20 protein-coding genes and 1 tRNA gene are annotated in these 24,800 nt (G+C 70.8%); 8 read left to right on the top strand and 13 right to left on the bottom strand.

Going from position 1 to position 24,800, the window contains the following annotated elements:
* Positions 1 to 2 precede the first annotated feature (2 nt).
* A complete protein-coding gene (locus KY5_RS07600; protein WP_098241492.1) occupies positions 3 to 1,328 on the bottom strand; it encodes a M20/M25/M40 family metallo-hydrolase in 1,326 nt (441 codons plus the stop codon).
* A 187-nt stretch (positions 1,329 to 1,515) separates the two neighbouring features.
* Here KY5_RS07600 and KY5_RS07605 point away from each other — a divergent pair.
* Together KY5_RS07605 and KY5_RS07610 are read left to right on the top strand one after the other, a co-directional pair.
* Positions 1,516 to 1,603 (top strand) — tRNA-Leu (locus KY5_RS07605).
* A gap of 196 nt (positions 1,604 to 1,799) precedes the next feature.
* On the top strand, positions 1,800 to 2,291 hold the full coding sequence (locus KY5_RS07610) for a dirigent protein (protein ID WP_098241493.1): 492 nt from the start codon (positions 1,800 to 1,802) through the stop codon (positions 2,289 to 2,291).
* 2 nt (positions 2,292 to 2,293) lie between these two features.
* On the opposite strand, the gene KY5_RS07615 is transcribed toward KY5_RS07610, so the two are convergent.
* Complete coding sequence (locus KY5_RS07615) at positions 2,294 to 3,553, bottom strand: glycosyltransferase (RefSeq protein WP_098241494.1); 1,260 nt, start codon at positions 3,551 to 3,553, stop codon at positions 2,294 to 2,296.
* Between the two features lie 196 nt (positions 3,554 to 3,749).
* On the opposite strand from KY5_RS07615, the gene KY5_RS07620 reads away from it, so the two are divergent.
* Genes KY5_RS07620 through KY5_RS07635 form a run of 4 tightly spaced genes read left to right on the top strand, consistent with a single transcriptional unit; the run spans position 3,750 to position 8,617 of the window.
* Complete coding sequence (locus KY5_RS07620; protein ID WP_159072501.1) at positions 3,750 to 5,078, top strand: cytochrome P450; 1,329 nt, start codon at positions 3,750 to 3,752, stop codon at positions 5,076 to 5,078.
* A gap of 31 nt (positions 5,079 to 5,109) precedes the next feature.
* Complete coding sequence (locus KY5_RS07625) at positions 5,110 to 6,537, top strand: cytochrome P450 (RefSeq protein ID WP_098241496.1); 1,428 nt, start codon at positions 5,110 to 5,112, stop codon at positions 6,535 to 6,537.
* The gene (locus KY5_RS07630) at positions 6,534 to 7,589 is read left to right on the top strand and encodes a terpene synthase family protein (RefSeq protein WP_098241497.1); all 1,056 of its coding nucleotides are present in this window, start codon (positions 6,534 to 6,536) and stop codon (positions 7,587 to 7,589) included. Before KY5_RS07625 ends, KY5_RS07630 begins: the two co-directional genes overlap by 4 nt.
* Positions 7,586 to 8,617: a polyprenyl synthetase family protein gene (locus KY5_RS07635; protein ID WP_098241498.1), complete on the top strand. Its 1,032-nt coding sequence runs from the start codon at positions 7,586 to 7,588 to the stop codon at positions 8,615 to 8,617. Before KY5_RS07630 ends, KY5_RS07635 begins: the two co-directional genes overlap by 4 nt.
* Positions 8,618 to 8,686: 69 nt before the next feature.
* On the opposite strand, the gene KY5_RS07640 is transcribed toward KY5_RS07635, so the two are convergent.
* The 8 genes from KY5_RS07640 to KY5_RS07675 form a co-directional block, all read right to left on the bottom strand.
* Complete coding sequence (locus KY5_RS07640; protein WP_098241499.1) at positions 8,687 to 11,233, bottom strand: sensor histidine kinase; 2,547 nt, start codon at positions 11,231 to 11,233, stop codon at positions 8,687 to 8,689.
* A gap of 26 nt (positions 11,234 to 11,259) precedes the next feature.
* A complete protein-coding gene (locus KY5_RS07645; protein ID WP_098241500.1) occupies positions 11,260 to 11,943 on the bottom strand; it encodes a response regulator in 684 nt (227 codons plus the stop codon).
* A 283-nt stretch (positions 11,944 to 12,226) separates the two neighbouring features.
* Positions 12,227 to 12,895: a potassium-transporting ATPase subunit C gene (locus KY5_RS07650; protein WP_098241501.1), complete on the bottom strand. Its 669-nt coding sequence runs from the start codon at positions 12,893 to 12,895 to the stop codon at positions 12,227 to 12,229.
* 5 nt (positions 12,896 to 12,900) lie between these two features.
* Positions 12,901 to 15,042, bottom strand: coding sequence for a potassium-transporting ATPase subunit KdpB (kdpB, locus tag KY5_RS07655; RefSeq protein WP_098241502.1), 2,142 nt, complete (start codon positions 15,040 to 15,042; stop codon positions 12,901 to 12,903).
* Positions 15,039 to 16,703, bottom strand: coding sequence for a potassium-transporting ATPase subunit KdpA (gene kdpA, locus KY5_RS07660; RefSeq protein WP_098241503.1), 1,665 nt, complete (start codon positions 16,701 to 16,703; stop codon positions 15,039 to 15,041). The genes kdpB and kdpA overlap by 4 nt, the downstream gene beginning before the upstream one ends.
* A gap of 8 nt (positions 16,704 to 16,711) precedes the next feature.
* On the bottom strand, positions 16,712 to 16,801 hold the full coding sequence (gene kdpF / locus KY5_RS07665; RefSeq protein ID WP_055544543.1) for a K(+)-transporting ATPase subunit F: 90 nt from the start codon (positions 16,799 to 16,801) through the stop codon (positions 16,712 to 16,714).
* Positions 16,798 to 16,977, bottom strand: coding sequence for a hypothetical protein (locus KY5_RS07670; RefSeq protein ID WP_098241504.1), 180 nt, complete (start codon positions 16,975 to 16,977; stop codon positions 16,798 to 16,800). The genes kdpF and KY5_RS07670 overlap by 4 nt, the downstream gene beginning before the upstream one ends.
* Before the next feature lie 30 nt (positions 16,978 to 17,007).
* On the bottom strand, positions 17,008 to 18,849 hold the full coding sequence (locus tag KY5_RS07675) for an APC family permease (RefSeq protein ID WP_098241505.1): 1,842 nt from the start codon (positions 18,847 to 18,849) through the stop codon (positions 17,008 to 17,010).
* A gap of 199 nt (positions 18,850 to 19,048) precedes the next feature.
* Between KY5_RS07675 and KY5_RS07680 the strand changes: the two genes are divergently transcribed.
* Positions 19,049 to 20,989, top strand: a complete 1,941-nt coding sequence (locus KY5_RS07680) for an amino acid transporter (protein ID WP_098241506.1) — start codon at positions 19,049 to 19,051, stop codon at positions 20,987 to 20,989.
* Here the strand turns inward: KY5_RS07680 and KY5_RS07685 are convergent.
* The 3 genes from KY5_RS07685 to KY5_RS07695 all read right to left on the bottom strand — a co-directional run bounded on the left by KY5_RS07685 (position 20,922) and on the right by KY5_RS07695 (position 23,685).
* On the bottom strand, positions 20,922 to 22,361 hold the full coding sequence (locus KY5_RS07685; RefSeq protein ID WP_098241507.1) for an ATP-binding protein: 1,440 nt from the start codon (positions 22,359 to 22,361) through the stop codon (positions 20,922 to 20,924). The genes KY5_RS07680 and KY5_RS07685 overlap by 68 nt on opposite strands.
* A 179-nt stretch (positions 22,362 to 22,540) precedes the next feature.
* On the bottom strand, positions 22,541 to 23,242 hold the full coding sequence (locus tag KY5_RS07690) for a VOC family protein (protein WP_098241508.1): 702 nt from the start codon (positions 23,240 to 23,242) through the stop codon (positions 22,541 to 22,543).
* Positions 23,243 to 23,256: 14 nt separating this feature from the next.
* Positions 23,257 to 23,685 (bottom strand): cupin domain-containing protein, encoded by a 429-nt coding sequence (locus KY5_RS07695; protein ID WP_098241509.1) that lies wholly within the window; start codon positions 23,683 to 23,685, stop codon positions 23,257 to 23,259.
* 52 nt (positions 23,686 to 23,737) lie between these two features.
* Here KY5_RS07695 and KY5_RS07700 point away from each other — a divergent pair, with 52 nt between their 5' ends.
* A complete protein-coding gene (locus tag KY5_RS07700; RefSeq protein ID WP_098241510.1) occupies positions 23,738 to 24,772 on the top strand; it encodes a helix-turn-helix domain-containing protein in 1,035 nt (344 codons plus the stop codon).
* Positions 24,773 to 24,800: the final 28 nt, after the last annotated feature.

The following is a 24,800-nucleotide window of genomic DNA, read 5'->3' on the forward strand; positions in this document are numbered from 1 at the left end:
CGTCAGGAGGCGTCGATGAAACGGTCGAGCACCCGCACCCCGAACTTCAGGCCGTCCACCGGGACCCGCTCGTCCACACCGTGGAACATGCCCGCGAAGTCCAGCTCCGGCGGCAGTTTCAGCGGCGCGAAGCCGAAGCCGCGGATGCCGAGGTCGTCGAAGGACTTGGCGTCCGTACCGGCCGAGAGCATGTACGGCACGGCGCGCGCGATCGGGTCCTCGGCGCGCAGGGCGGTCTGCATGGCGTCGACCAGGGCGCCGTCGAACGTGGTCTCCAGGGCCTTGTCCGCGTGCACGTCCTCGCGCCGCACGTTCGGGCCGAGGATCCGGTCCAGGTCGGCGAGGAACTCCTCCTCGTAGCCCGGCAGGTAACGGCCGTCGACGTGCGCGGTGGCCTGTCCGGGGATCACGTTCACCTTGTAACCGGCGCCGAGCTCCGTCGGGTTGGCGGTGTTCTGCAGCGAGGCGCCGATGAGCTTGGCGATGCCGCCGAGCTTGGCGAGCGTCTCGTCCATGTTCTCGGGGTCGAGCTCGGTGCCGAGGGCGTCGCCGAGCTCGTCGAGGAAGTGCCGCAGCGTCTTGGTGACGCGCACCGGGAACTTGTGCCGCCCCAGGCGCCCGACGGCCTCGGAGAGCTCGGTGATCGCGTTGTCCTTGTGGATCATCGAACCGTGACCGGCGGTGCCGTCCACGGTCAGCTTCATCCAGTGCATGCCCTTCTGCGCCGTCTCGACGAGATAGAGCCGCAGGTTCTCGTTGACGGTGAAGGAGAAGCCGCCGACCTCGCTGATCGCCTCCGTGCACCCCGCGAAGAGATCGGGGTGGTTGTCGACGAGGTGCCGCGCGCCGTACGTGCCGCCCGCCTCCTCGTCGGCGAGGAACGCGAGCACGATGTCGCGCGGGGGCTTACGGCCCGTGCGCATGCGCTCACGGATGACCGCGAGGGTCATCGCGTCCATGTCCTTCATGTCGACGGCGCCCCGGCCCCACACACAGCCGTCCGCGATCTCACCCGAGAAGGGGTGGTGCGTCCAGTCCGCGGCGTTGGCCGGCACGACGTCGGTGTGGCCGTGGATGAGCAGCGCGGGCCGCGACGGGTCCTCGCCCTCGATCCTGGCGACGGTGGAGGCCCTGCCGGGGTGGGACTCGAAGATCTTGGGTTCGAGCCCGACCTCGGCGAGCTTCTCGGCCACGTACTCGGCGGCCTTGCGCTCCCCCGGGCCCGAGTGGTCGCCGTAGTTGCTCGTATCGATCTGGATCAGTTCACGGCAGAGGTCGACGACCTCGTCCTCGCCGGTGACGGCCTTGCCCGTGCTGGACCCGCTCACGCTGGCTCCTCCCGCATTCGCAGCTGGTGGTCCCCCTCATCCTCTCTCTCCTGACCTCATCGCCCAAGGCCGGGCGGGTGTCGTCATCGTCCGTTCACAGCCGAGGGAGGGGTGATCGAGTGCCCCCGGAAGCCTGGTAATGTTCTCTCTGTCGCCGCGGGGAAAACCCCGCGAAGACAGACACCTAGTCCGGGTGGCGGAATGGCAGACGCGCTAGCTTGAGGTGCTAGTGCCCTTTATCGGGCGTGGGGGTTCAAGTCCCCCCTCGGACACCACGCAGTACACCAAACGGTGCTGACCGAATCTCGGTCAGCACCGTTTGCGTTGTCCCCTCTCCCCACCGCCTCCCCACTCCCTTCTCATTCCGCGGACGTCATGACGTCATAGCGGCATTGGTCTTGGACGGGCACAACGGGCGCGCCATAGCGTCCAGTTGTTCGCACCCGCAGATCTCGATGAGGAGCTTCCGCCATGGAGAACGGCAAGAGACGACCCCTGCTCGTGAAATGTGCCGCCCTGTCGCTCGTGGCCGCCGGGGTCGGCGTCCTCGCCGTGGGCAGCGCGGCCGCCGACACCTCGGGCAAGGACCGGGCCGAGGTCATCGAGCTCCAGATCAAGGACCTCGAGTACAAGGCCATCGACGTCGGTCCGACCGGGCCGGGCCTGGGCGACATGAGCGTCTTCTGCGGCACCGCCGTGGAGAACGGCCGCACGGTCGGGCGCGGGGCCGGGACGTCTCAGGTCGTCAGCGTCGACGGCGAGAGGCACACGTCACAGGCCGTGATCACGATCGAGCTCGAGCGTGGTTCCCTGACGATGCAATCGCTGCAGGCGAGCGACGCGCGGTCGCTCGACATGGCCATCACCGGCGGCACCGGCGCCTTCAAGGACGCCCGGGGCACTGCTCGCTACTGGGACATCGCCACGCCGCAGGAGCGCATGCGCGCCGAGATCCTGCACTGACGTCATGCGGTGCCACGGTCGAGCAGCCGCTCCACCGCCGCGACCGTGCGGGCCCCGCCGTCCTCGGCGGCGAGTGCCGCGGCCAGGGCCCGGCTGCGGTCCGTGTGGCGTCTTTCGTGGACCGCGGCGCGGATCAGCGCGGCGAGGCGGTCCGGGGTCAGCTCGCCGATGGGGACGTAACCGGGGCTCGCGCCCAGGGAGACCAGGCGGCGGGACCAGAACGGGGCGTCGCCGAAGGTGGGCACTCCCACCGTGGGCACGCCCGCGCGCAGGCCCGCTCCCGTGGTGCCCGCGCCCATGTGGTGCACCACGGCGGCCGTGCGCGGGAAGAGCCAGCTGTGCGGGGCGTTCCCGATCGTCAGGACGTCGTCGCCGGCGAGGTCGATGCCCGCGGTCCCCGACTGGACGACCGCCCGTACCTTCGCCTTGCGCAGGGCGGCGTGCAGCAGTTCGCCGAGCCGTTCGGCGTCGCGGGGGTCGCCCGCGCTGCCCAGGCCGACGCGGACGGGCGCGGGCCCCGCGTCGAGGAAGTCGACCAGTTCCCGCGGCGGCTGCCAGCCGGGCCGTTCGTGGGGCCACCAGTAGCCGACCACGTCCACGCCGGGCCGCCAGTCCGCGGGGCGCGGCACCACGGAGGGGCTGAAGCCGTAGTGGACGGGCCAGCGCTCCTCGGCCGTGCGGCGCAGGGTCTGCGCGGTGTTCAGCCGGGGCACGCCGATCCTGGCGCAGAACTCCGGCGAGCTCGACCACGGGGTCAGTCCCGTGGTGAACATCAGCTCGCCGAGACCGCGGTTGGCCCAGCGGCCCAGTGAGGAGACGCCGACAGGCGGCGGGAAGTCCCCGGTGGGGTGCAGGGGTTGGAGGCCGAGGCCCATGCTGGGCAGGTTCAGGGCCTTCGCCAGGTGGTAGCCGTGGAACATCGTCAGGCCGCTGCAGACCAGGACGTCGGTGTCCTTCTCGGCCGCGGCGATCAGACCGTCGGCGAGTTCCTCGGAGTGCCGGAGAATCCGCCGCAGCCAGCGGCCCGCCCGCAGCGATTCGCCGAGGCTCTTCTTCTTGAGGCGGCCCTGTTCATTGACGCCGAGCAGGCTCGGGTCACCCGGCAGAATACGGAATTCCGTATCGCTGTCCCTGACTTGCTGCTCGAATGCCTTGTACGTCGCGATGGCGACGGAGTGGCCCGCCGCCTGAAGACGGGTACTGAGGCCGATGAGCGGTGCTATGTCGCCGTGCGTTCCGTTGCCGATCAGGAGGACGGTCATGGCGGCATCGTAGGGTCGCGCCTCGGATCAAGCCACCATGAACCTTCCCGATAACGGCGCGATATTGCGGACGGATAGTTTCCCCGAAAAGTGATCGCTCCAGCTCCCGATGTCGCGAGGAACTCACGTGTCCAGCACACCCGTCGGATCAAGGCTGCCCGAATCAGAGAGCTCTTCCGCCCGACCCGTTCCACGATTGAGCCTGCGGGAGAACCTCGTCGGCCTCAAGGACATGCGGCGCGACCAACTCGCCTTTCTGGTGCGTTCGGTCGAGACCCACGGCGACATCTTCCACATGCGCCTCGGCGGACTGCCCACCGTGATGATCAATCACCCGGACCACCTCCAGCACGTCCTGGTCGATCACCACCAGAACTACGACAAGGACAACTTCCTCTACCGCGCCACCCGCACGGTGCTGCGCGAGGGGCTCATCGCCAACAAGGGCGGCGAGTCGTGGCGGACGCACCGCAAGCTGATGCAGCCGTCCTTCCACCGCTCCAGCGTGGCCGGGTTCACCACCAACATCAGCGATCTCACCGCCGAGCTGCTGCGCGCCTGGGAGCCGGACGCCGACGCGGGCACCCCCGTCGAGGTCACCGCCGACGTCGCCGATCTGGCGCTGAAGATCGTGCTGCGCGCCCTCTTCGGAGTGGACGCGGCCGAGCGCGGGCGGCAGTTCGAGCGGGACTTCCTGGAGGTGAACGCGATCGCCGGGAAGTTCTTCCGGTTCCCGTTCCCGCCGCTGTCCTGGTACTCGCCCTCCCGCAACCGGCTGCGGGCGCTCATCCGGAACATGGACGCGTTCATCGCGTACCTCATCTCGGCGCGCATGGAGCACCGGAGCGACAAGCCCGATCTGTTCACCCTGCTCCTGAACTCGCTGGACGAGGAGACGGGCACGGGGCTCACGCACGAACAGCTGACCAGCGAGATCCTCGCCATGATCATCGCGGGGTACGAGACGTCCAGCAACTCCATCTCGTGGATCTTCTACCAGCTCGCCGCGCACCCCGACATCCAGCGCCGGGTGCAGGAAGAGGTCGACGGGGTGCTGGACGGGCGGGTGCCCACCTTCGACGACCTGCCGAACCTGTCGTACACGCGCCGGGTGATCGACGAGACGCTACGCCTCTTCACGCCCGCGTGGCAGACGATGCGGCACGCGGTCGACGAGGACGTCATCGACGGCTACCGGATCCCGAAGGGCACCGACGTCTATCTGAATCTCTTCACGTTCCACCGGCATCCGGAATTCTGGCCGGACCCTACCCGGTTCGATCCCGAGCGTTTCACGCCCGAGGAAGTCGCCAAGCGCCCGCGCGGCGTGTACCAGCCATTCGGCAGCGGTCCGCGTTACTGCCTCGGCAAGCAATTCGCACTGACCGAGCTGCACATCATCACCGTCATGCTCGCCCAGGCATTTCACGTCACGAGGCCCCCCGGGCAGCCGCCGGTGGGATTCGCTCCGCTCATCACGCTGCATCCCAAGGGCGGCATACGGCTGAGACTGCAACGCCGCTGACGCCACGCATATCGAGGTATCGAGGTCATGAATGTCCCTGATTCCGCGCGACCGCGCCGCACGCCGATTACGCACCAGGAACAGCTCTCCGCTCAAGGAGATCCCGACCGTCAAGGCCCGGGACGGCATCGGCGGAACACTCGCCTTCAAACGTGACCAGCTCGCCTTTCTCGGCGGGGGTCTCGAGCGGCACGGAGACATCTTCCGTTTCCGGCTGCTCGGCCTGCCGATGGTGATGGTGAACCACCCGGACTACATCCGGCACGTGCTCGTCGACCGGGGCGAGCAGTACGACAAGGACGCCGTGCTCTTCAAGGTGGTCCGTCCCGTGCTGCGCAAGGGGCTGATCGCCAACGCGGACATGGAGCTGTGGCGCAGGCAACGCCGCATGATGGCGCCGCACTTCACGCCGCGCACGGTCGGCGCGTTCGCCAGGAACATGACCGACGAGACCGTACGGATGCTGGAGCGCTGGGAGCGCGGCGAGGGGGCCAGGGGCGCCGGCGGGACGCTCGACGTCACCGACGAGATCGGCCAGCTGGCGCTGCGCATCGTCAACAGGTCGCTGTTCAGTGCCGATGTGAGCGAGTCCGCGCAGGCCTTCGAGCGGGCCTTCGGCGAGGCGAACAGCATCCTCGGCGCGTTCTTCCGCTTCCCCTTCCCGCCGCTCGGCGTCCCGACGCCGCGCAACGAGCGGCTGCGCCGGGCCATCAACGACATGGACGCGTTCGTCTCCGGGTTCATCACCCAGCGGCTGCGCGAGGACACCCCGGCGGGCGAGGAGGCCGACCTGCTGACCCTGCTGCTGCACTCCGTGGACGAGGAGGACGGCAAGGGGATGGACCTGGAGCAGCTGCACCACGAGGTCCTGAACATCTGCATCGGCGCCTACGAGACGACCACCAACACGCTGTCCTGGGCCTTCTACCTGCTGGCCAACCATCCCGAGGTCGAGGAGCGGCTGCACGCGGAGGTCGACCAGGTGCTCGGCGGCCGCGTGCCTGAGTTCGAGGACCTGCCGAAGCTGTCGTACGCCCGGATGATCGCCGAGGAGACGCTGCGCATCTACTCCCCCGCGTACCAGTTCATGCGGCGGGCGCGCGAGGAGGACGAGATCGACGGGCACCGGATGCCCGCCGGCACCAACGTCCTGATCAACAGCTACTTCCTGCACCGGCACCCCGACTTCTGGGACGACCCGGAGCGCTTCGATCCCGAGCGGTTCACCCCCGAGCGGGTCGCGGCGCGCCCCAAGCACGCGTACGTCCCCTTCGGCAGCGGCCACCGCATCTGCATCGGCAAGCACTTCGCCCTCGCCGAGCTCACCCTCGTCCTGGCCACCGTGGCCCGCACCCACCGCCTCGTGCGGCCTGCGGGCACGCCCGACGTGCACCCGGAGGCACTGATCACGCTGCATCCCCAGGGCGGGGTGCATCTGCGGCCGGAACCGCGCTCATGACCGACCCGACGACAGCGAGCAGACCGGAGGGGCCCGTGCCGGACATCCTCAACCCCTTTCCGTACCGCGTGAGTCCGCACGTCGAGCAGGCGCGTGCCCATCTCGGGGAGTGGACGCGGCGGATCGGCCTCGTGCGGCGCGACGCGGCGAGGCGGCGGTTCGAGAAGGCGGACTTCGGCTGGTTCGCGGCCATGGTCTATCCGACCGCCGACGCCGAGCGTCTGGAGCTGATGGCGGGCTGGTTCGCCTGGCTCTTCCTCGTCGACGACCAGTTGGACGACGGCCGCGTGGGGCACAGCCCCGAGCAGGTCAAGGAGGTGTTCGCCGGGATGCGGGCCGTCCTCGGGAGCGCCGACCACGGGGCGGCCGCCGCGGTGGACCCGGAGCTTCCGGCGGCCGTGTCGTCGCTCGCCGACCTGTGGCTGCGGTCGTCGTCGGACGCCACGGCGCACTGGCGCCGCCGCTTCGTCCAGCACCTCGACGACTGCCTCACCACGGCCGCCACCTGGGAGGCGGGGAACCGGCACGCGGGCATCGTCCCCGACGAGGAGACGTACAGAGAGAAGCGTCGGCACACCGGCGCGATCTACGTGTGCATGGACCTGATCGACATCGTCGAGCGGATCGACGTGCCGGTGGCCGTCTATGAGAGCCGGGAGTTCACGGCGGCCCTGGAGGCGGCGTGCAACGTCGTGTGCTGGACCAACGACGTGTACTCGCTGGAGAAGGAGCGGGCGATGGGCGAGGTGCACAACCTCGTCCACGTGGTGGAACACCACCGGGGCCTCGACCGGGACAAGGCGCTCGCGCACGTCATCGGGGCGACGTCGGCGGAGACCGAGCTGTTCCTGGCGCGGGAGCGCGAACTCCTGCGCGCCCACCCCGGGCACACGGCCGTCCTCACCCCCTATCTGGCGGGCATGCGGACGTGGATGCGGGGCAATCTCGACTGGTCGAGCCGGACCAAGCGGTACGAGGCCGCCGAGGTCGCCGACGACAGCAGGCGCCCCGACGCGTACCTGGAGACCGTCCTGACGAGGGCCGAGCGATGACGGCGCCCGCGGTCACCACCGAGGCGGCGCAGCTCCTCAAGCGGGCCAAGGAGCTGACCGAGCCCGAGCTGCGCAAGGCCGTCGACCGGCTCGCCGAACCGGTGCGTCCGGTGGCCGCGTACCACTTCGGCTGGTGCGACGAGGCCGGGCGTCCGGTGAACGGCGACTGGGGCAAGGGGGTGCGCGGGGCGCTGGTGATCGCCGCTGCCGAGGCCCTGGGCGCCGGTCCCGAACAGGCGGTGGCCCACGCGGCGTCCGTGGAGCTGGTGCACAACTTCACGGTGGTGCACGACGATCTGATGGACGGCGACCGGCTGCGCAGGGGGCGGCCCGCCACCTGGGCGGTCTTCGGCAGCGCCCGTGCGGTCCTCGCGGGCGACGCCCTGCTGGCCGCCGCCCTGGAGGTCCTCGCCCACCGCTGCCCCCGGCTCTCCCCCGCCGCCGTGCGGGAACTGGCCGACGCGCTCCTGGAGTTGGTCGCGGGCCAGGGCGCCGACCTCGCCTTCGAGTCACGCGCCGACGTCGGCCTCGACGAGTGTCTGCGGATGGCGGGCGGCAAGACGGCCGCGCTGCTCGCCGCGGCCTGTGCGCTGGGCGCCGTGGCGGCGGGGGCCGACGAGCGGCGGGTGGGTCTGCTGCGGGAGTTCGGGCGCCATCTGGGTCTGGCGTTCCAGCTCGTCGACGATCTCCTGGGCATCTGGGGCGACAGCGCGAGGACGGGCAAGCCCGTCGGCGCGGACATCCGGCTGCGCAAGAAGTCCCTGCCCGTGGTGGCCGCGCTGTCCGGCGGCACCCCGGCCGGTGCCCGCCTCGCCGAGCTCTACGGCCGTGCGGGTCCGCTGGACGACGCGGCGGTCTCCCGCGCCGCCGCGCTGATCGAGGAGGCGGGCGGGCGCCGCTGGGCGCAGGAGGAGGCGGACCGGCAGCGGTCCTCGGCGCTCGGCTGTCTGGCGGGCGCGGAGCTCGTGCCCGAGGGGGCGGCGGCGCTGGCCTCGCTGGCGGACCTGATCACGCGAAGAGACGTCTGAGGGGACGAGTGTCTGAGGGGACGAGTGTCTGAGGGGACGAGTGAAGGAGCGGTGTGCGGCCGGGCCCGGTCAGGTCGTGGCCGCCGCCGGACGTTCCTCCCCGCCCTGCGGGTGGCCCGGAGCCGCCCGCAGGGTGAGCGCCATCGTGAGCCCGCCGCCCGGGGTGTCCTCGGCGGTGAGCGTGCCGTCCATCGACTCCGTGAAGCCTCGGGCGACGGCCAGGCCGAGGCCCACGCCCGCGCCGCGCGGAGCGTCACCGTAGCGCTGGAACGGTTCGAAGATGCGGTCCTTGGCGGTGTCGGGGACGCCGGGTCCCCGGTCCACCACGCGCAGTTCGACGTGGTCGCCGATGGCGCTCGCGGAGACCAGGACGCGGGCGCCTTCGGGGCTGTACTTCACGGCGTTCTCGACGATGTTGGCGACCGCGCGCTCCAGGAGGCCCTTGTCGACCGTGACCATCGGCAGGTTCTCCGGGACGTCCAGGTCGACGCTGCCCTCCGGTACGCCGCCGAGCGCCATGGGCACGACCTCGTCGAGGTCGATCTCGCGGATGAGCGGGGTGACGGTGCCGGTCTGGAGGCGGGACATGTCCAGGAGGTTGCCGACGAGGTGTTCCAGGCGGTCGGCGCCGTCCTCGATGCCCTCCAGGAGCTCGGCCTCGTCCTCCTCGGACCATTCGACGTCGTCGGAGCGCAGCGAGGACACGGCCGCCTTGATGCCCGCGAGCGGGGTGCGCAGGTCGTGGCTGACGGCGGCGAGCAGCGCGGTGCGGATGCGGTTGCCCTCGGCGAGCGCGCGGGCCTCCTTCGCCTCCCCCTGGAGCCGCTGGCGGTCCAGGACGACGGCGGCCTGCGCGGCGAACGCGGCGAGCACCCGGCGATCCTCGGCGGGCAGCACCCGGCCCGAGAGCGCGAGCGCCATGTGGTCGCCGACAGGCATGTCCACGTCCGCGTCCTCCGGCCGACCGAGCGGCAGGGCCGTGCCGACCCGGCCCGCGCAGGTCCAGGGTTCGACGTCGCTCGCGCGTTCCAGGAGGGCGACGGACTCCATGGCGAAGGTCTCGCGGACCCGTTCCAGGAGGGCCTCCAGGCTGGTCTCGCCGCGCAGCACGCTGCCCGCGAGGAACGAGAGGATCTCCGACTCGGCGCGCAGCCTGGCCGCCTGGTGGGTGCGCCGGGCGGCCAGGTCGACGACCGAGGCCACCGACACCGCGACGCCGACGAAGATGGCGAGGGCGACGATGTTCTTCGGGTCGTTGATGGTCAACTTGCCGATGGGCGGGGTGAAGTACCAGTTCAGGAGCAGTGAACCGACGCCCGCCGAGACGAGCGCGGGCCAGGCGCCGCCCAGTATCGCGGCCGCGACGGTCAGCGACAGATAGAGCAGCATGTCGTTGGCGAGGCCCACGCCGGGTGCCCAGGTGCTGAGCAGGCAGGTGAGGAGGACCGGGCCCGCCACGCCGATCAGCCAGCCGCCCAGGCGCCGGGCGCGGCCGAGCCGGGCGCTCCTGGCCACCGGGAGCCCGCGCCCGGTGCCGACCGCGTCGTGCGTGACGAGGTGGACGTCGAGGTCGGGTCCCGAGTCGCGGGCCGCTGTCGCGCCGACCCCGGGCCCGAAGACGTACTGCCAGGTCTTGCGCCGTGAGACGCCGAGGACGATCTGCGTGGCGTTGACCCCGCGCGCGAAGTCGAGGAGCCCGGCCGGTATGTCGTCGCCGACGACGTGGTGGAAGGTGCCGCCGAGGTCCTCCACCAGGGTGCGCTGGACGGCGAGTTCCTTGGGCGAGGCCGAACTGAGGCCGTCGCTGCGGGAGATGTAGACGGCGAGCACCTCGCCGCCCGCGCCCTTCTCGGCGAGGCGGGCCGCGCGGCGAAGGAGGGTGCTGCCCTCGGGTCCTCCGGTGAGACCGACGACGATGCGTTCGCGCGAGCCCCAGATCTTCTTGACGCGGTGCTCGGCGCGGTATTCGGTGAGGTACTCGTCGACGCGGTCGGCGGTCCACAGGAGCGCGAGTTCACGCAGGGCGGTGAGGTTGCCGGGCCTGAAGTACTTGGAGAGCGCCGCGTCGACCTTGTCGGGCTTGTAGATGTTGCCGTGCGCCATGCGGCGGCGCAGCGCCTGGGGCGACATGTCGACCAGCTCGATCTGGTCGGCGCGGCGCACCACCTCGTCGGGGACGGTCTCCTTCTGCCGTACGCCGGTGATGGACTCCACGACGTCGCCGAGCGACTCCAGGTGCTGGATGTTCACCGTGGAGACGACGTCGATGCCGGCCGCGAGGAGTTCCTCGACGTCCTGCCAGCGCTTGGCGTTGCGCGAGCCGGGGACGTTGGTGTGCGGGAGCTCGTCCACCAGGGCGACGGCCGGGCGGCGGGCGAGGACCGCGTCGAGGTCCATCTCGGTGAAGACCGAGCCCCGGTACTCCAGTCGCCTGCGCGGCACCACTTCGAGGCCGTGCAGCATCACCTCGGTGCGCGGCCTTTCGTGGTGTTCCACGAACGCGACCACGCAGTCGGTGCCGCGCTCGACACGACGGTGTGCCTCGGAGAGCATCGCGTACGTCTTGCCGACGCCGGGTGCGGAGCCGAGGTAGATCCTGAGGGTGCCGCGTGCCATGGGTTCTCGAGTCCGTCCGCCGGTCGTCAGCTCTCGAAGCGGTATCCCATGCCCGGCTCCGTGATGAGGTACCGGGGGTGGGAGGGGTCCGCTTCCAGCTTGCGTCTCAACTGGGCCATGTAGACCCGCAGGTAGTTGGTCTTGGTGCCGTAGGACGGGCCCCACACGTCGAGCAGCAACTGCCGTTGGGTGATGAGCCGTCCCGGGTGGCAGATCAGTATTTCGAGGAGCTGCCACTCCGTCGGGGTCAGGCGTATGTCGCGGCCGCGCCGGGTGACCCGCTTGGCCACCAGGTCGACGGAGAAGTCGTCGGTGGTGACCACCACGGTCTCCCTGGCGGCCGGGGCCGACTCGGTGCGGCGGACGGCGGCGCGCAGCCTGGCGAGGAGTTCGTCCATGCTGAACGGCTTGGTGATGTAGTCATCGGCTCCCGCGTCGAGCGCGGCGACCTTCTCGTCGGAGGCGCGCCGCGCGGTGAGCACGAGGACCGGTACGCGGGTCCAGCCGCGCAGGGCCTTCAGTACGTCGATGCCGTCCATGTCGGGGAGACCGAGGTCGAGAACGATGACGTCGGGCTGTTTCGCGGCGGCCAGGCGGAGCGCGGTGGCTCCGTCGGGGGCCGCGTCCACGGCGTACGCGCGCGCTTCCAGGTTGATCACGAGAGCCCGTACGAGCTGTGCGTCGTCCTCCACCACAAGGACCCGGGTCATCGGAGTGCCTTCTTCCTCGTGGCGGGAGCCGACGGACCCCGGTGTGTGCCGGGTTCCTCGGCTCCCGCCGGTGACGGTTAGGGCCTGTCCGGCGGATCAGGGCGCGCTCGGGTGGCGTCCACCGTCCGGTGCAGGCGAGCGGGGTCTGGTGCGTGCAGCTGCAAGGCGGAGGAGGGCGGCAACGCAGTGGGGTCTCCCCTGCTCGAGCGGAGCCGAGAGCTTGGGGGAGGGCGTGCCAGACCCCGCGACAGCGCCATGATCCGCCGGACAGGCCCTAAGCCCATCAGCCCTTCTCGGTCAGTTCCTTGAGGGCGATGTTGAGCTGGAGGACGTTGACGCGCGGCTCTCCCACGAAGCCGAGGATCCGTCCGTCGGTGTGTCCGTCGACCAGCTTCCGAACCTGCTCGACGCCCAGGTGGTTCCTGGCCGCGACGCGGTGCACCTGGAGGTCGGCGTACTCCGGGGAGATGTGCGGGTCGAGGCCCGAGCCGGAGGAGGTGACCGCTTCGGCGGGCACGTCGGAGGGCTTGACCTGGTGGTCCGCTGTGGAGTTGTCCTTGATGACGGCCGCCTTGGCGTCCTTCACCTGCTGGACCAGGTCCTTGTTGTCGCCGGAGAGGTTGGTGGCGCCGGACAGGAGCAGCTGGTACTGGGTGTTGACGCTGTTCTCGCCCAGGCCGTTGGAGGGGCGCGGCTGGAACCACTTGAGGTCGGGCTCGGCCGTCTCCTGGCCCTTCTTGAGCGGCAGGTCGTAGCGCTGGCCGATGAGTTCGGAGCCGACGACCTTGCCGTCCGCCGTCACCTCGGAGCCATTCGCCTTGTCGTGGAACAGGGCCTGGGCGACGCCGGTCACCGCGAGCGGGTAGAGGACGCCGCAGATCACGGTGAGGACGAGCAGGGCGCGCAGGCCCGCCCCCAGCAACCGCGCCGAGTTTCCTACGGAGTTGTTCATGCCGATCAACCGATTCCGGGGATGAGGGAGAGGAGTACGTCGATGATCTTGATGCCGATGAAGGGCGCGACGAGCCCGCCGAGGCCGTAGATCCCGAGGTTGCGCCGGAGCATCTTGTCGGCGCTCATCGGCCGGTACCGCACGCCCTTCAGCGCGAGCGGCACCAGCGCGATGATGATCAGCGCGTTGAAGATGACCGCGGAGAGGATCGCCGACTCGGGCGACGACAAGTTCATGATGTTGAGCTTGTCGAGCGAGGGATAGGCGACCGCGAACATGGCGGGGATGATCGCGAAGTACTTCGCGACGTCGTTGGCGATCGAGAAGGTCGTGAGCGCGCCCCGGGTGATGAGGAGTTGCTTGCCGATCTCGACGATCTCGATGAGCTTGGTCGGGTTGGAGTCCAGGTCCACCATGTTCCCGGCCTCCTTGGCGGCCGAGGTACCGGTGTTCATGGCCACGCCGACGTCCGCCTGGGCGAGCGCGGGCGCGTCGTTCGTACCGTCGCCCGTCATCGCGACCAGCTTGCCGCCCGCCTGCTCCCGCTTGATCAGCGCCATCTTGTCCTCGGGCGTGGCCTCGGCGAGGAAGTCGTCCACGCCCGCCTCGTCCGCGATCGCCTTGGCGGTCAGCGGGTTGTCGCCCGTGATCATGACGGTCTTGATGCCCATGCGGCGCAGTTCGTCGAACCGCTCGCGCATGCCCTCCTTGACCACGTCCTTGAGGTGGATCACCCCGAGGACGCGCGCACCGTCAGCATCTTCCAGAGCCACAAGGAGCGGCGTGCCACCAGCCTGTGAAATGCGGTCGTTGAGTTCCTGCGCATCCTCGGCGACCTCGCCACCACGTTCCTTGACCCAGGCGACGACCGATCCCGTCGCGCCCTTGCGCACCTTGCGTCCGTCGACGTCCACGCCCGACATCCGGGTCTGCGCCGTGAACGGCACCCACTCGGCGCCGGTCAGCTCGCCCTGGTGGCGCTCGCGCAGGCCGTACTTCTCCTTGGCGAGTACGACGATGGAGCGGCCCTCGGGGGTCTCGTCGGCCAGCGAGGAGAGCTGGGCGGCGTCGGCGACCTCGGCCTCGGTGGTGCCGCGCACCGGCACGAACTCGGCGGCCTGGCGGTTGCCGAGGGTGATGGTGCCGGTCTTGTCCAGGAGCAGGGTCGACACGTCGCCCGCCGCCTCGACCGCCCTGCCGGACATGGCGAGGACGTTGCGCTGGACCAGGCGGTCCATGCCCGCGATGCCGATCGCGGAGAGCAGCGCGCCGATGGTCGTCGGGATCAGGCAGACGAGCAGTGCCGTCAGGACGATCATCGAGGTCTGGTCGTCGGCCCCCGCGTAGATGGCGAAGGGCTTGAGGGTGACGACGGCGAGCAGGAAGACGATGGTGAGGGACGCGAGGAGGATGTTCAGCGCGATCTCGTTGGGCGTCTTCTGCCGGGCCGCGCCCTCGACCAGGTTGATCATGCGGTCGATGAACGTCTCGCCGGGCTTCGTCGTGATCTTGATGACGATGCGGTCGGAGAGGACCTTCGTCCCGCCCGTGACGGCGGACCTGTCACCGCCCGACTCCCGGATGACGGGGGCCGATTCGCCGGTGATCGCGGACTCGTCGACCGAGGCCACGCCCTCGACGACGTCACCGTCGCCGGGGATGATGTCGCCCGCCTCGCAGACGACCAGGTCGCCGATGCGCAGCTCGGTGCCGGGCACCGACTCCTCCGTACCGCCGGTCAGACGGCGCGCGACGGTGTCGGTCTTGGCCTTGCGCAGGGTGTCGGCCTGCGCCTTGCCGCGGCCCTCGGCGACCGCCTCCGCGAGGTTGGCGAAGATCGTGGTCAGCCAGAGCCAGGCGGCGATCGCCCAGCCGAACCAGTCGCCCGGGTCCTTCACGGCGAGCACGGTGGTGACCACCGAGCCGACCAGGACCACGAACATGACCGGGGACTTGACCATGACCCGCGGGTGCAGCTTGCGGACCGCGTCCGGCAGCGACTTCAGGAGCTGGGCGGGGTCGAAGAGGCCCGCGCCGACCTTGCCGTCGTCGGCGGACTTGTTGCCGCTGGGGACGTCCGGGTGGGGCGCGAGGGCGGTGGCCGGAGCGGTGGTCCGCTCCTCGTGCTTCTTGATGGGTGTGCTCATGACGCCAGCCCCTCGGCAAGCGGTCCCAGCGCGAGGGCGGGGAAGTAGGTGAGACCGGTGATGATCATGATGGTGCCGACCAGCAGACCGGTGAACAGCGGCTTTTCGGTGCGCAGGGTGCCCGCGGTGGCCGGGATCGGCTTCTGCTCGGCGAGCGAGCCCGCGAGCGCGAGGACGAACACCATGGGCAGGAAGCGGCCGAGCAGCATCGCGAGGCCGATCGTGGTGTTGAACCAGGTGGTGTCCGCGCTCAGACCGCCGAACGCCGAGCCGTTGTTGTTGGCGCCGGACGTGAAGGCGTACAGGATCTCGGAGAAGCCGTGCGCCCCGGTGTTGAGCATCGAGTCCTTGGGCGTGGGCAGCGCCATCGACACCGCGGTGAAGCCGAGGACGAGCGCGGGCGTGATGAGGATGTAGCAGGCCGCGAGCTTGATCTCGCGGGTGCCGATCTTCTTGCCCAGGTACTCCGGCGTACGGCCGACCATCAGGCCCGCGATGAACACCGCGATGATCGCCATGATCAGCATGCCGTAGAGGCCGGAACCGACACCGCCCGGAGCGATCTCGCCGAGCTGCATGCCCAGCATGTCGATGCCGCCGCCGAAGCCGGTGTTGGAGGAGTGGAAGGAGTTGACCGCGCCCGTGGAGGTCAGCGTGGTGGCGACCGAGAAGATCGCCGAACCGCCGATGCCGAACCGGGTCTCCTTGCCCTCCATCGCGCCGCCCGCGACGTCGAAGGCCGGGCCGCCGTGGTGGAACTCGGTCCACATCATCAGCGCCGTGAAGCCGATCCAGATCGTCGCCATCGTGGCGAGGATCGCGTAGCCCTGCCGCACCGAGCCGACCATCGTGCCGAAGGTGCGGGTCAGCGCGAACGGGATGACGAGGATCAGGAAGACCTCGAAGAGGTTGGAGAGTCCGTTGGGGTTCTCGAAGGGGTGGGCGGAGTTGGCGTTGAAGTAGCCGCCTCCGTTGGTGCCCAGCTCCTTGATGACCTCCTGGGAAGCGACGGCACCGCCGTTCCACTCCTGCTTGCCGCCGAGGAACTGGCCGACCTCGTGGATGCCGGAGAAGTTCTGGATGGCACCGCAGGCGACCAGGACGAGCGCGCCGATCACGGAGATCGGGATCAGGACGCGGACGACGCCACGCACCAGGTCGGCCCAGAAGTTGCCGAGCTCACCGGTGCGGGCGCGCGCGAAGCCGCGGACCAGGGCCACCGCCACGGCGATCCCCACGGCCGCCGAGACGAAGTTCTGTACGGCGAGACCGGCGGTCTGCACGACGTGGCCCATGGCCTGTTCGCCGGAGTACGACTGCCAGTTGGTGTTGGCGACGAAGGACGCGGCGGTGTTGAACGCCTGGTCCGGGTCGATCGACCGGAAGCCGAGCGATCCGGGCAGCGAGCCCTGGAGCCGCTGCAGCAGGTAGAGGAAGAGGACGCCGACCGCGGAGAAGGCGAGGACGCCGCGCAGGTACGCGGGCCAGCGCATCTCGGTGTCCGGGTTGGCGCCGATGGCCTTGTAGATCCACTTCTCCGCGCGAAGGTGCTTCTTCGAGGAGTAGACGTGGGCCATGTAGTCGCCGAGCGGGCGGTAGGCGAGGGCAAGCGCCGCTATCAGCGCGAGCAGCTGGAGCACACCAGCGAGGACGGGGCTCATATCTGTGCTCAGAACCTCTCCGGGAAGACGAGGGCGAGGACGAGATAGCCCAGCAGGGCGACGGCCACGATCAGGCCGACGATGTTCTCGGCGGTCACAGCTTGGTCACCCCCTTGGCGACGAGTGCCACCAGCGCGAAGACCGCGATCGTGGTGACGACGAAGGCCACGTCGGCCATCGTGAGCTCCTGAGGAAAGTGGATGGGTTTGCTTGAACTGACGATTAGAGGAAAGCGCCCTTCCAGCCGGATCCGGCCGCCGTTGACGCCGTCCATACGCCGTCATGAGCCCTCTTGACGGGTCTCTTACGAGAGCCGGAAGCGCAGGCGGCAGATGGCCGCGTCGGTGTCCCTGCGGACCGCGTGGGCGACCACGGCGCCGCGCTGGTTCTGCAGGATCCGCTGCCAGGCGCGGGCCGGTTCGACCTCGGGGATCAGCACGGTGACGCGGGTGCCGGGGCGGGCCTCCTCGATCGCTCGTACGTACGCGGCGATGGGCCTGCCGAGGGTGCGGCGCTCGGCGGGGACGCGGACCAGGTCCACACCGGGGCCCCACAGTGCCCAGTCCCGCTCCAGGGCCTCCACCTGCGCCCGGTCCTCCGGGTCGGGGTGGCAGACGGTCACCGCGCGGACCTCGTCGCCGAGCGAGACGGCGGCGGTCAGGGCCTCGCTGGTCAGGCGGGACAGGGAGGAGACGGGGACGATCACCAGGGAGCGGTCGCGGTGCGGGCACTCCGGTACGCGGCCGAGGCCGAGGCGCTCGCCGATGCGGGCGTAGGCCCGGTGGACGGTCTCGAAGGCGGCGACCAGGAGGGGCAGGGCGATCACGATCAGCCAGGCGCCCTCATGGAACTTGGTGGCGGTGACGACGACCGCGCTGACGCCGGTCAGGACCGCTCCCAGACCGTTCAGGAGGGCCTTGCCGCGCCACTTCGGGCTCCGCTCGCGGCGCCAGTGCAGGACCATGCCGGTCTGCGCGATGGTGAAGCCGACGAACACGCCGATGGCGAAGAGCGGCACGAGGGTGTTGGTGTCGCCGCCGGAGAAGACGAGCAGGGCGGCGGAGATCGCGGCGAGGGTGAGGACGCCGTGCCGGTGGACCTGGCGGTCGGCCTTGAGGGCGAAGACGTGCGGCAGGAAGTTGTCGCGGGCGAGCAGCTTCAGGAGAACGGGCAGGCCGCCGAAGGAGGTGTTCGCGGAGAGGGCGAGCAGGATCATCGTCGCGAACTGGATGACGTAGAAGGCCGCGTTGTGGCCGAGCGAGGCGTCCGCGAGCTGGGCGAGGACGGTGACGCCCTCGACCGGCTGGAGGTGGAAGCGGGAGATCAGCACGGCGAGGCCGATCAGCATGACGCCGAGTACCGCGCCGAGGGCGATCTCCGCGTCCTTGGCGCGCCTGGCGCGCGGGGCGCGGAAGGACGGCACGGCGTTGGCGATGGCCTCGACGCCGGTGAGCGCGGAGCAGCCGGAGGCGAAGGCCTTCAGGAGGAGCAGGGCGCCGACGGTGGTGGCGTTGTCGGCGACGACCGAGGCGTGGCCCTGCGCGGCCTCGGTGCTGACGGGCGCGGAGCGGAAGAGGCCGACGGCGATCAGGGTGAGCATCGAGAGGACGAAGACCGCGGTCGGGACGATGAAGGCCCGTGCGGAGTCGACGATGCCGCGCAGGTTGATCGCGGTGATCAGGACGAGCACGGCCAGGCAGATCCACAGCCGCTCGCCGTACAGCGAGGGAAAGGCCGAGGTCAGGGCGGCGACCCCGGCGGTGACGGCGACCGCGACGTTCAGGACGTAGTCGAGCACGAGGGACGCGGCGGCGACCAGGCTGGTGCGGCGGCCGAGGTGGGTCTTGGCCACGGCGTAGGAGCCGCCGCCGTCGGGGAAGGCGGCGATCACCTGGCGGTAGGAGGCGACCAGGACCGCGAGCAGGGCGGCGATCGCGAGGGTGACCGGCAGGGTGAAGCCGAGGCCGTAGCCGCCCGCGGCGGCGAGGACGAGCACGATCGCCTCGGGGCCGTACGCGACGGACGCCATCGCGTCCAGGGAGAGGGCCGCGAGCCCGGTGACGACGGTGAGCCGGTGCTTGTCCCCGCTATCGGGCGGGTCCTCGTCGCGGGAGGCGGTTCCCGGCTCACTGGTCAGGACGGACATGCGTACTCCTTCTGGGGCGCCGGGAGTTCGGGGCTCCGGAGCGGGCGGGCCCGGCGCGCGGGTCGAACGGGCCCGGTCGTGGGCAGGTGCGCCCAGGTTCTGTCCGGTTCCGGTCGGTGAAGCGCTCCCCTTGCGCGTTCTTCGCGCGGAACGGCCCGGTCTTCACGCCTTTTTGACGGCTGCGGGTGACGATGTCGACATGACCGCGACGGCACGACGGCACCTGCGCGCCTGGCTCCTCGAAGGAATCACCGAGCAGTCCGCGCGGCACCAGGGCCCGCACTCCACCCCGCCCGCCGAGCACCAGGGCCACAGGTGGTGGCGCGTGATGTGCCTGACCGGCGTGGACTACTTCTCCACGCTCGGCTACCAGCCGGGCATCGCGGCCCTCGCCGCCGGACTGCTCTCGCCGCTCGCCACCCTGGTCCTCATCGCCCTGACGCTCCTCGGCGCGCTGCCCGTCTACCGCAGGGTGGCCAAGGAGTCGCCGCACGGCGAGGGCTCGATCCACATGCTGGAGCGGCTGCTCCCGTGGTGGTCGGGGAAGATATTCGTCCTCGTCCTGCTCGGGTTCGCCGCCACGGACTTCATCATCACCATCACGCTGTCCGCCGCGGACGCCTCCGCGCACGTCGTGGAGAACCCCTTCGCCCCGCACTGGCTGGACGGCGAGAACGTCCTGATCACCCTCGTCCTGATCGCGGCGCTCGGCGCGGTCTTCCTCAAGGGGTTCCGCGAGGCGATCGGGGTGGCCGTCGCCCTGGTCGGGGTCTTCCTCACGCTCAACCTGGTCGTGCTCGCCACCTCGGTGTGGCTGGTGCTCAGCGAGCCGGTGCGCGTCGGCGACTGGTGGAGCGCGATGACGGCCGAGCACTCCTCGCCGTTCGTCATGGTCGGCGTCGCGCTGCTCGTCTTCCCGAAGCTGGCACTCGGCATGTCCGGGTTCGAGACCGGCGTGGCGGTGATGCCGCAGGTCCGGGGCGACGACACGGACACCTACGAGAAGCCGGCGGGCCGGATCAGGGACACCCGCAAGCTGCTGACCACGGCGGCGCTCCTGATGAGCTGCTTCCTGCTGCTGTCCAGCCTGGCGACGACGATCCTGATCCCGCAAGGCGACTTCGAGAAGGGCGGCCCCGCCAACGGGCGGGCGCTCGCGTATCTGGCGCACGAGCACCTGGGCGAGGTGTTCGGCACGCTCTACGACGTCTCGACGATCGCCATCCTCTGGTTCGCCGGGGCCTCCGCGCTCGCCGGTCTTCTCAACATCGTGCCGCGCTACCTGCCGCGCTACGGCATGGCGCCCGAGTGGACGCGGGCGGTGCGGCCGCTGGTCCTCGTCTTCATGGCGATCGCGGTGGCCATCACCCTGTGGTTCAACGCCGACGTCGACGCGCAGAGCGGCGCTTACGCCACCGGCGTCCTCGTCCTGATGCTCTCCGCCGCCTTCGCCTCGACGGTCGCCGTGCGCCACCGGGGGCACCGGGCGGCCACCCTCGGCTTCGGCCTGATCACCGCCGTGTTCGCGTACACCCTGGTCACCAACGTCGTCGAGCGGCCCGACGGCATCAAGATCGCGGCGCTCTTCATCCTCGGGATCGTCCTGACGTCCTTCGCGTCCCGGGTGCACAGGGCCTTCGAACTGCGGTCGACGGGCGTGGTGTTCGACGAGACGGCGGCCCGGCTCATCGACGAGGTCGCCGCGTCGGGGCCGGTGCGGATCATCGCCAACGAACCGCAGGAGCACAGCACCGCCGAGTACCGCGCCAAGGAGTACAGCCAGCGCGAGCAGACCCACATCCCCGACGGCAAGCCCGTGCTCTTCCTGGAGGTCCTGGTCCGCAACTCCTCCGACTTCACCACCTCGCTGACGGTGTGCGGCGACGAGAAGCACCACTCGCGCAGGCTGCGGGTGGCGGGTCCCGGGGTGCCCAACACCATCGCGGCCGTCCTGATCGAGATCCGCGACCGCACGGGACAGGTCCCGCACGCCTACTTCAACTGGACCGAGGGCAATCCGATCAGCCACCTCCTGCGCTTCCTCGTCTTCGGCGACGGCGAGGTCGCGCCCGTCACCCGGGAGGTGCTGCGCCGGGCCGAGCCGGACCCGGAGAGGCGACCGCGGGTACACGTGGGCTGAGGTCCCCCGGCCGGGCCGCGCAGGGCAGCGAGAGCACCATCGTGAGCCCGCCGCCCGGGGTGTCCTCCGGGGTGAGCGTGCCGTCCATGGCCTCGGTCAGGCCGCGCGCGAGCGCGAGCCCGAGGCCGAGCCCGGTGCTGTTGTCGGTGTCGCCGAGCCGCTGGAACGGTGCGAAGAGCCGATCGCGGCCGGTCGGGGGCAGTCCGGGGCCCCGGTCGACGACGCGCAGTTCGACGCGGTCGGCGAGCGCGCTCGCCGAGACGAGGACCGGCTCGTGGGGCGGCGAGTGGCGGGCCGCGTTGCCCATCAGGTTGGCGATCACGCGCTCCAGGAGGGGCGGGTCGGCGAGGACGGCGGGGGCCTCCTCCAGATGCCGCGTCTCGATGCGGTGCCCGCCCTCGGGCAGCGCTTCGAGCGCGGGCACCACGACCTCCTCCAGGGCGGTGGCCCGCAGGGCGAGGGTGAGCGCGCCCGCCTCCAGCCTGCTCAGGTCGAGGAGGTTCGCCACCAGACGGTCCAGCTTGGCGAGGGACTCGTCCGCGGTGGCGAGCAGGGCGTCGCGATCCTCGGCGGAGAACCGCACGTCGCGGCTGCGCAGCGAGGCGACGGCGGCAAGGGCCGCGGCCAGCGGGGTGCGCAGGTCGTGGCCGACCGCCCGCAGCAGCGCGGTGCGCATCCGGTCGGCGGCCCTGACCGGCTCGACCTCGGCGGTGGCCTCGGCCAGTCTGGCGCGTTCCAGGGCGGCGCCGACGTGTCCGGCCGGCCGGCGCAGGGCGAGTTCGCGCAGCGCGGTGAGGTTGCCGGGGCGGAAGTGGTGGGCGAGGGCCGCGTCCATGTCCTCGGGCGCGTGGATGCCGCCGTGCGCCATGCGGCGGCGCAGCGCCTCGGGGTCCATGTCCACCAGCTCGATCTGCCGGGCGCGGCGGACGACGCGGTCGGGGACGGTCCCGGTGACGGGCACCCGGGTGATCTTCTCGACGAGGTCGTTGAGGGACTCCAGGTGCCGGATGTCGACCGCGGTGATGACGTCGACACCGGCCGCGAGCAGTTCCTCGATGTCCTGCCAGCGGCGCGAACGACGGCCGCCGCCCGGGGTGTTGACGACCGCGAGGTCGTCGACGACGGCGAGGCGCGGGCGGCGGGCGAGCAGCGCCGCGAGGTCGAGGCCGCCCCCGGCGGGCGGCAGCACGTCGAGCCCCGCGAGCAACGCCTCGGTGTACGGGCGCCCGTGGCACTCGACGGCCCCCACGACCACGTCGGTGCCCTGGGCGGCCCTGCGATGCGCCTCGTCGAGCATGCGGCAGGTCTTGCCGACGCCGGGGGCCGACCCCAGATAGACCTTCAGCGCTCCGGGTCGTACGTCGTCGCTCATGACAGCCCCTCGGTCCAGCTCGGTCCAGCTCGGTCCAGCGGGGCGGTCTCCCGGGCGGACGCCCTTGGGGGAGCGTGCCTCACCCACTCCCCCGACGGCCGCCGTGGACACGGGCCTTGACGCCGCCCTGGCGCCGCGCACGGGGACTTTGACGAGGCCCTGACGTGCGGGTCCCGGCCCTAGGCCCGCAGTTCGGCCAGGCGCGCCAGCGCGTCGCGCGTCGACTCCCTTTCCGCCTCGGAGAGTTGGACCCCGGCGGCGCGGGCGAGGAGGCTCTCGGCCAGGGTGTCGTCGCCCAGCCGCTGGGCGATGTCGCCGCGCAGGACGAGCAGCCGCACCTCCTGTTCGGGGGTGGGCCGCTCGTCCGTCAGGCCCAGCGCGCGATCGATGATCTTCGCGGCGCCCGGCAGGTCCTCCTTGGAGTCGGCGAACAGGTCCGCCGTGTGCAGGGCCCGCGCGAAGGTCCCCTTGGGCGCGGGGCGCATCGACGGGTCCTCGCTGATCGGCTGTCCGACGCGGATGCTGTTGCCGCCGGGATCGGTCATCAGGAACTGCCGCACGCCGTACGACATGTCCTTGAGCGGTCCGATGCGGGGCAGTCCCCGGGCGGGGATCCTGCCGTACGCCGCCTTGAGCCCCGCGCGGAAGGCGGTGTGCAGGTCGGCCACGTCGTCGGTGAGGACGTAGCAGCCGGAGTAGGACTCCTTCGGGTCGTACCCCTTCATGGCGAAGAACTGCAGCTCGATGGTGCCGCGTTCCAGGTCGGCGTAGGCGTAGGGGCTCTTCTGGAGAAAGGTCGTCTCGAAACCCAGCGCGGTGTAGAAGTCGACCACCGGCTGGATCTCCTGGCACGGCAGGAGCGGGATGGTTTTCTCTGGCATGCGCGCCAGTCTAGTCAAATTTGAACAGAGAGGGGGCCCGGGAGACCGGGACCGGTGAGCGCGTGCCCCGTCGTCGCGTCCACGTGGTCCGGGATCTCGTCGTGCCGGTCGCCCACCGTCAGGGTTCCGGTGGGCTCGAAGAGGAGGATCCGCGCGCCGTCGGGGGCGTACGGCTTGTGCTCGATGCCGCGCGGGACGGTGAAGACCGAGCCCGCCGGGAGCGTGACCCGGCGCTCCCCCGCCGGTTCCCGCAGGTCGATGTGGAGCTCGCCGCCGAGCACGAGGAAGAACTCGTCGGTGTCGTCGTGCACGTGCCAGAGGTGCTCGCCCTCGACCTTCGCGACGCGTACGTCGTAGTCGTTGACCCGCGTGACGACGCGCGGGCTCCACAGGGCGTCGAAGGAGGCGAGTGCCTGGTCGAGGGAGAGGGGTTCGGTGCTCATGCAGCGATCATCGACCGTGCGCGCCACCGTGCGCGAGTGCTAGAAATCGCACATGCCACAAGGATCCTCGCAGCCGTCGCCCGGCCGTCCCCACCGCGTCGTGGTGATCGTCGACGAGAACTCCAACCCCTTCGAACTCGGCTGCGCCACGGAGGTCTTCGGCCTGCGCAGGCCCGAACTCGGCCGCGAGCTCTACGACTTCGCGCTCTGCTCGCCGGAGCCCGGCACCCTGATGCGGGACGGCTTCTTCACGCTCACCGGAGTCGCCGGGCTCGAAGCGGCCGAGACCGCGGACACCCTGATCGTGCCCAACAGGCCCGACACCGAGGTCCCCCGGCGGCCCGCCGTCCTGGACGCCGTGCGCGGGGCGCACGCGCGCGGGGCCCGCCTGGTGGGCTTCTGCAGCGGCGCCTTCACCCTCGCCGAGGCCGGGGTGCTCGACGGGCGCAGGGCCACCGCGCACTGGCAGTGGGCGGACGCCTTCCGGGAGCGGTTTCCGGCCGTGCGGCTCGAACCGGACGTGCTCTTCGTCGACGACGGCGACATCCTCACCGCGGCGGGCAGTTCGGCCGCCCTCGACCTGGGCCTGCACATCGTGCGCAGCGACTTCGGCGCCGAGGTCGCCAACTCCGTGAGCAGGCGACTCGTCTTCGCGGCCCACCGGGACGGGGGCCAGCGGCAGTTCGTGGAGCGGCCCGTCCCACAAGTGCGGGACGCCTCGCTCGCGCCGCTGCTCGCCTGGGGACAGGAGCGGCTCGGGCAGCCGCTCACCGTGGCGGACCTCGCGGCCCGCGCGGGGGTCAGCCCGGCCACCTTGCACCGCCGCTTCCGCGCCCAGCTCGGCACCACCCCGCTGGCCTGGCTGACCGGCGAGCGCGTGGCCCTGGCCTGCCGACTCATCGAGCGCGGCGAGGAACGTCTGGACGTCGTCGCGCGCCGCAGCGGCCTGGGGACGGCCGCCAATCTGCGCGCAAGGCTGCGCCGGGAGACGGGGCTGAGCCCGAGCGACTACCGGCGCAGGTTCGGCCCCGGCGGACCCGGTCCGGCTGGCCGGATCCCGGCTGCCGTCCAGGACCGGACTCCGTGAAGACTGGCACCCCTCCCACGCGCCGGAC

The sequence above is a fragment of the Streptomyces formicae genome (assembly GCF_002556545.1).
Classification (GTDB): Bacteria; Actinomycetota; Actinomycetes; order Streptomycetales; family Streptomycetaceae; genus Streptomyces; species Streptomyces formicae_A.

Bases quoted from the DNA above. Each gene is read 5' to 3' on its own strand.
- KY5_RS07650 (WP_098241501.1), bottom strand. From the start codon at position 12,895: ATGAACAACTCCGTAGGAAACTCGGCGCGGTTGCTGGGGGCGGGCCTG.
- KY5_RS07685 (WP_098241507.1), bottom strand. From the start codon at position 22,361: ATGAGCGACGACGTACGACCCGGAGCGCTGAAGGTCTATCTGGGGTCG.
- KY5_RS07670 (WP_098241504.1), bottom strand. From the start codon at position 16,977: ATGGACGGCGTCAACGGCGGCCGGATCCGGCTGGAAGGGCGCTTTCCT.
- KY5_RS07635 (WP_098241498.1), top strand. From the start codon at position 7,586: ATGACGGCGCCCGCGGTCACCACCGAGGCGGCGCAGCTCCTCAAGCGG.
- KY5_RS07690 (WP_098241508.1), bottom strand. From the start codon at position 23,242: ATGCCAGAGAAAACCATCCCGCTCCTGCCGTGCCAGGAGATCCAGCCG.
- KY5_RS07640 (WP_098241499.1), bottom strand. From the start codon at position 11,233: ATGGCACGCGGCACCCTCAGGATCTACCTCGGCTCCGCACCCGGCGTC.
- KY5_RS07615 (WP_098241494.1), bottom strand. From the start codon at position 3,553: ATGACCGTCCTCCTGATCGGCAACGGAACGCACGGCGACATAGCACCG.
- KY5_RS07680 (WP_098241506.1), top strand. From the start codon at position 19,049: ATGACCGCGACGGCACGACGGCACCTGCGCGCCTGGCTCCTCGAAGGA.
- KY5_RS07610 (WP_098241493.1), top strand. From the start codon at position 1,800: ATGGAGAACGGCAAGAGACGACCCCTGCTCGTGAAATGTGCCGCCCTG.
- KY5_RS07625 (WP_098241496.1), top strand. From the start codon at position 5,110: ATGTCCCTGATTCCGCGCGACCGCGCCGCACGCCGATTACGCACCAGG.
- KY5_RS07700 (WP_098241510.1), top strand. From the start codon at position 23,738: ATGCCACAAGGATCCTCGCAGCCGTCGCCCGGCCGTCCCCACCGCGTC.
- KY5_RS07675 (WP_098241505.1), bottom strand. From the start codon at position 18,849: ATGTCCGTCCTGACCAGTGAGCCGGGAACCGCCTCCCGCGACGAGGAC.
- kdpB (WP_098241502.1), bottom strand. From the start codon at position 15,042: ATGAGCACACCCATCAAGAAGCACGAGGAGCGGACCACCGCTCCGGCC.
- KY5_RS07630 (WP_098241497.1), top strand. From the start codon at position 6,534: ATGACCGACCCGACGACAGCGAGCAGACCGGAGGGGCCCGTGCCGGAC.
- KY5_RS07645 (WP_098241500.1), bottom strand. From the start codon at position 11,943: ATGACCCGGGTCCTTGTGGTGGAGGACGACGCACAGCTCGTACGGGCT.
- KY5_RS07695 (WP_098241509.1), bottom strand. From the start codon at position 23,685: ATGAGCACCGAACCCCTCTCCCTCGACCAGGCACTCGCCTCCTTCGAC.
- kdpA (WP_098241503.1), bottom strand. From the start codon at position 16,703: ATGAGCCCCGTCCTCGCTGGTGTGCTCCAGCTGCTCGCGCTGATAGCG.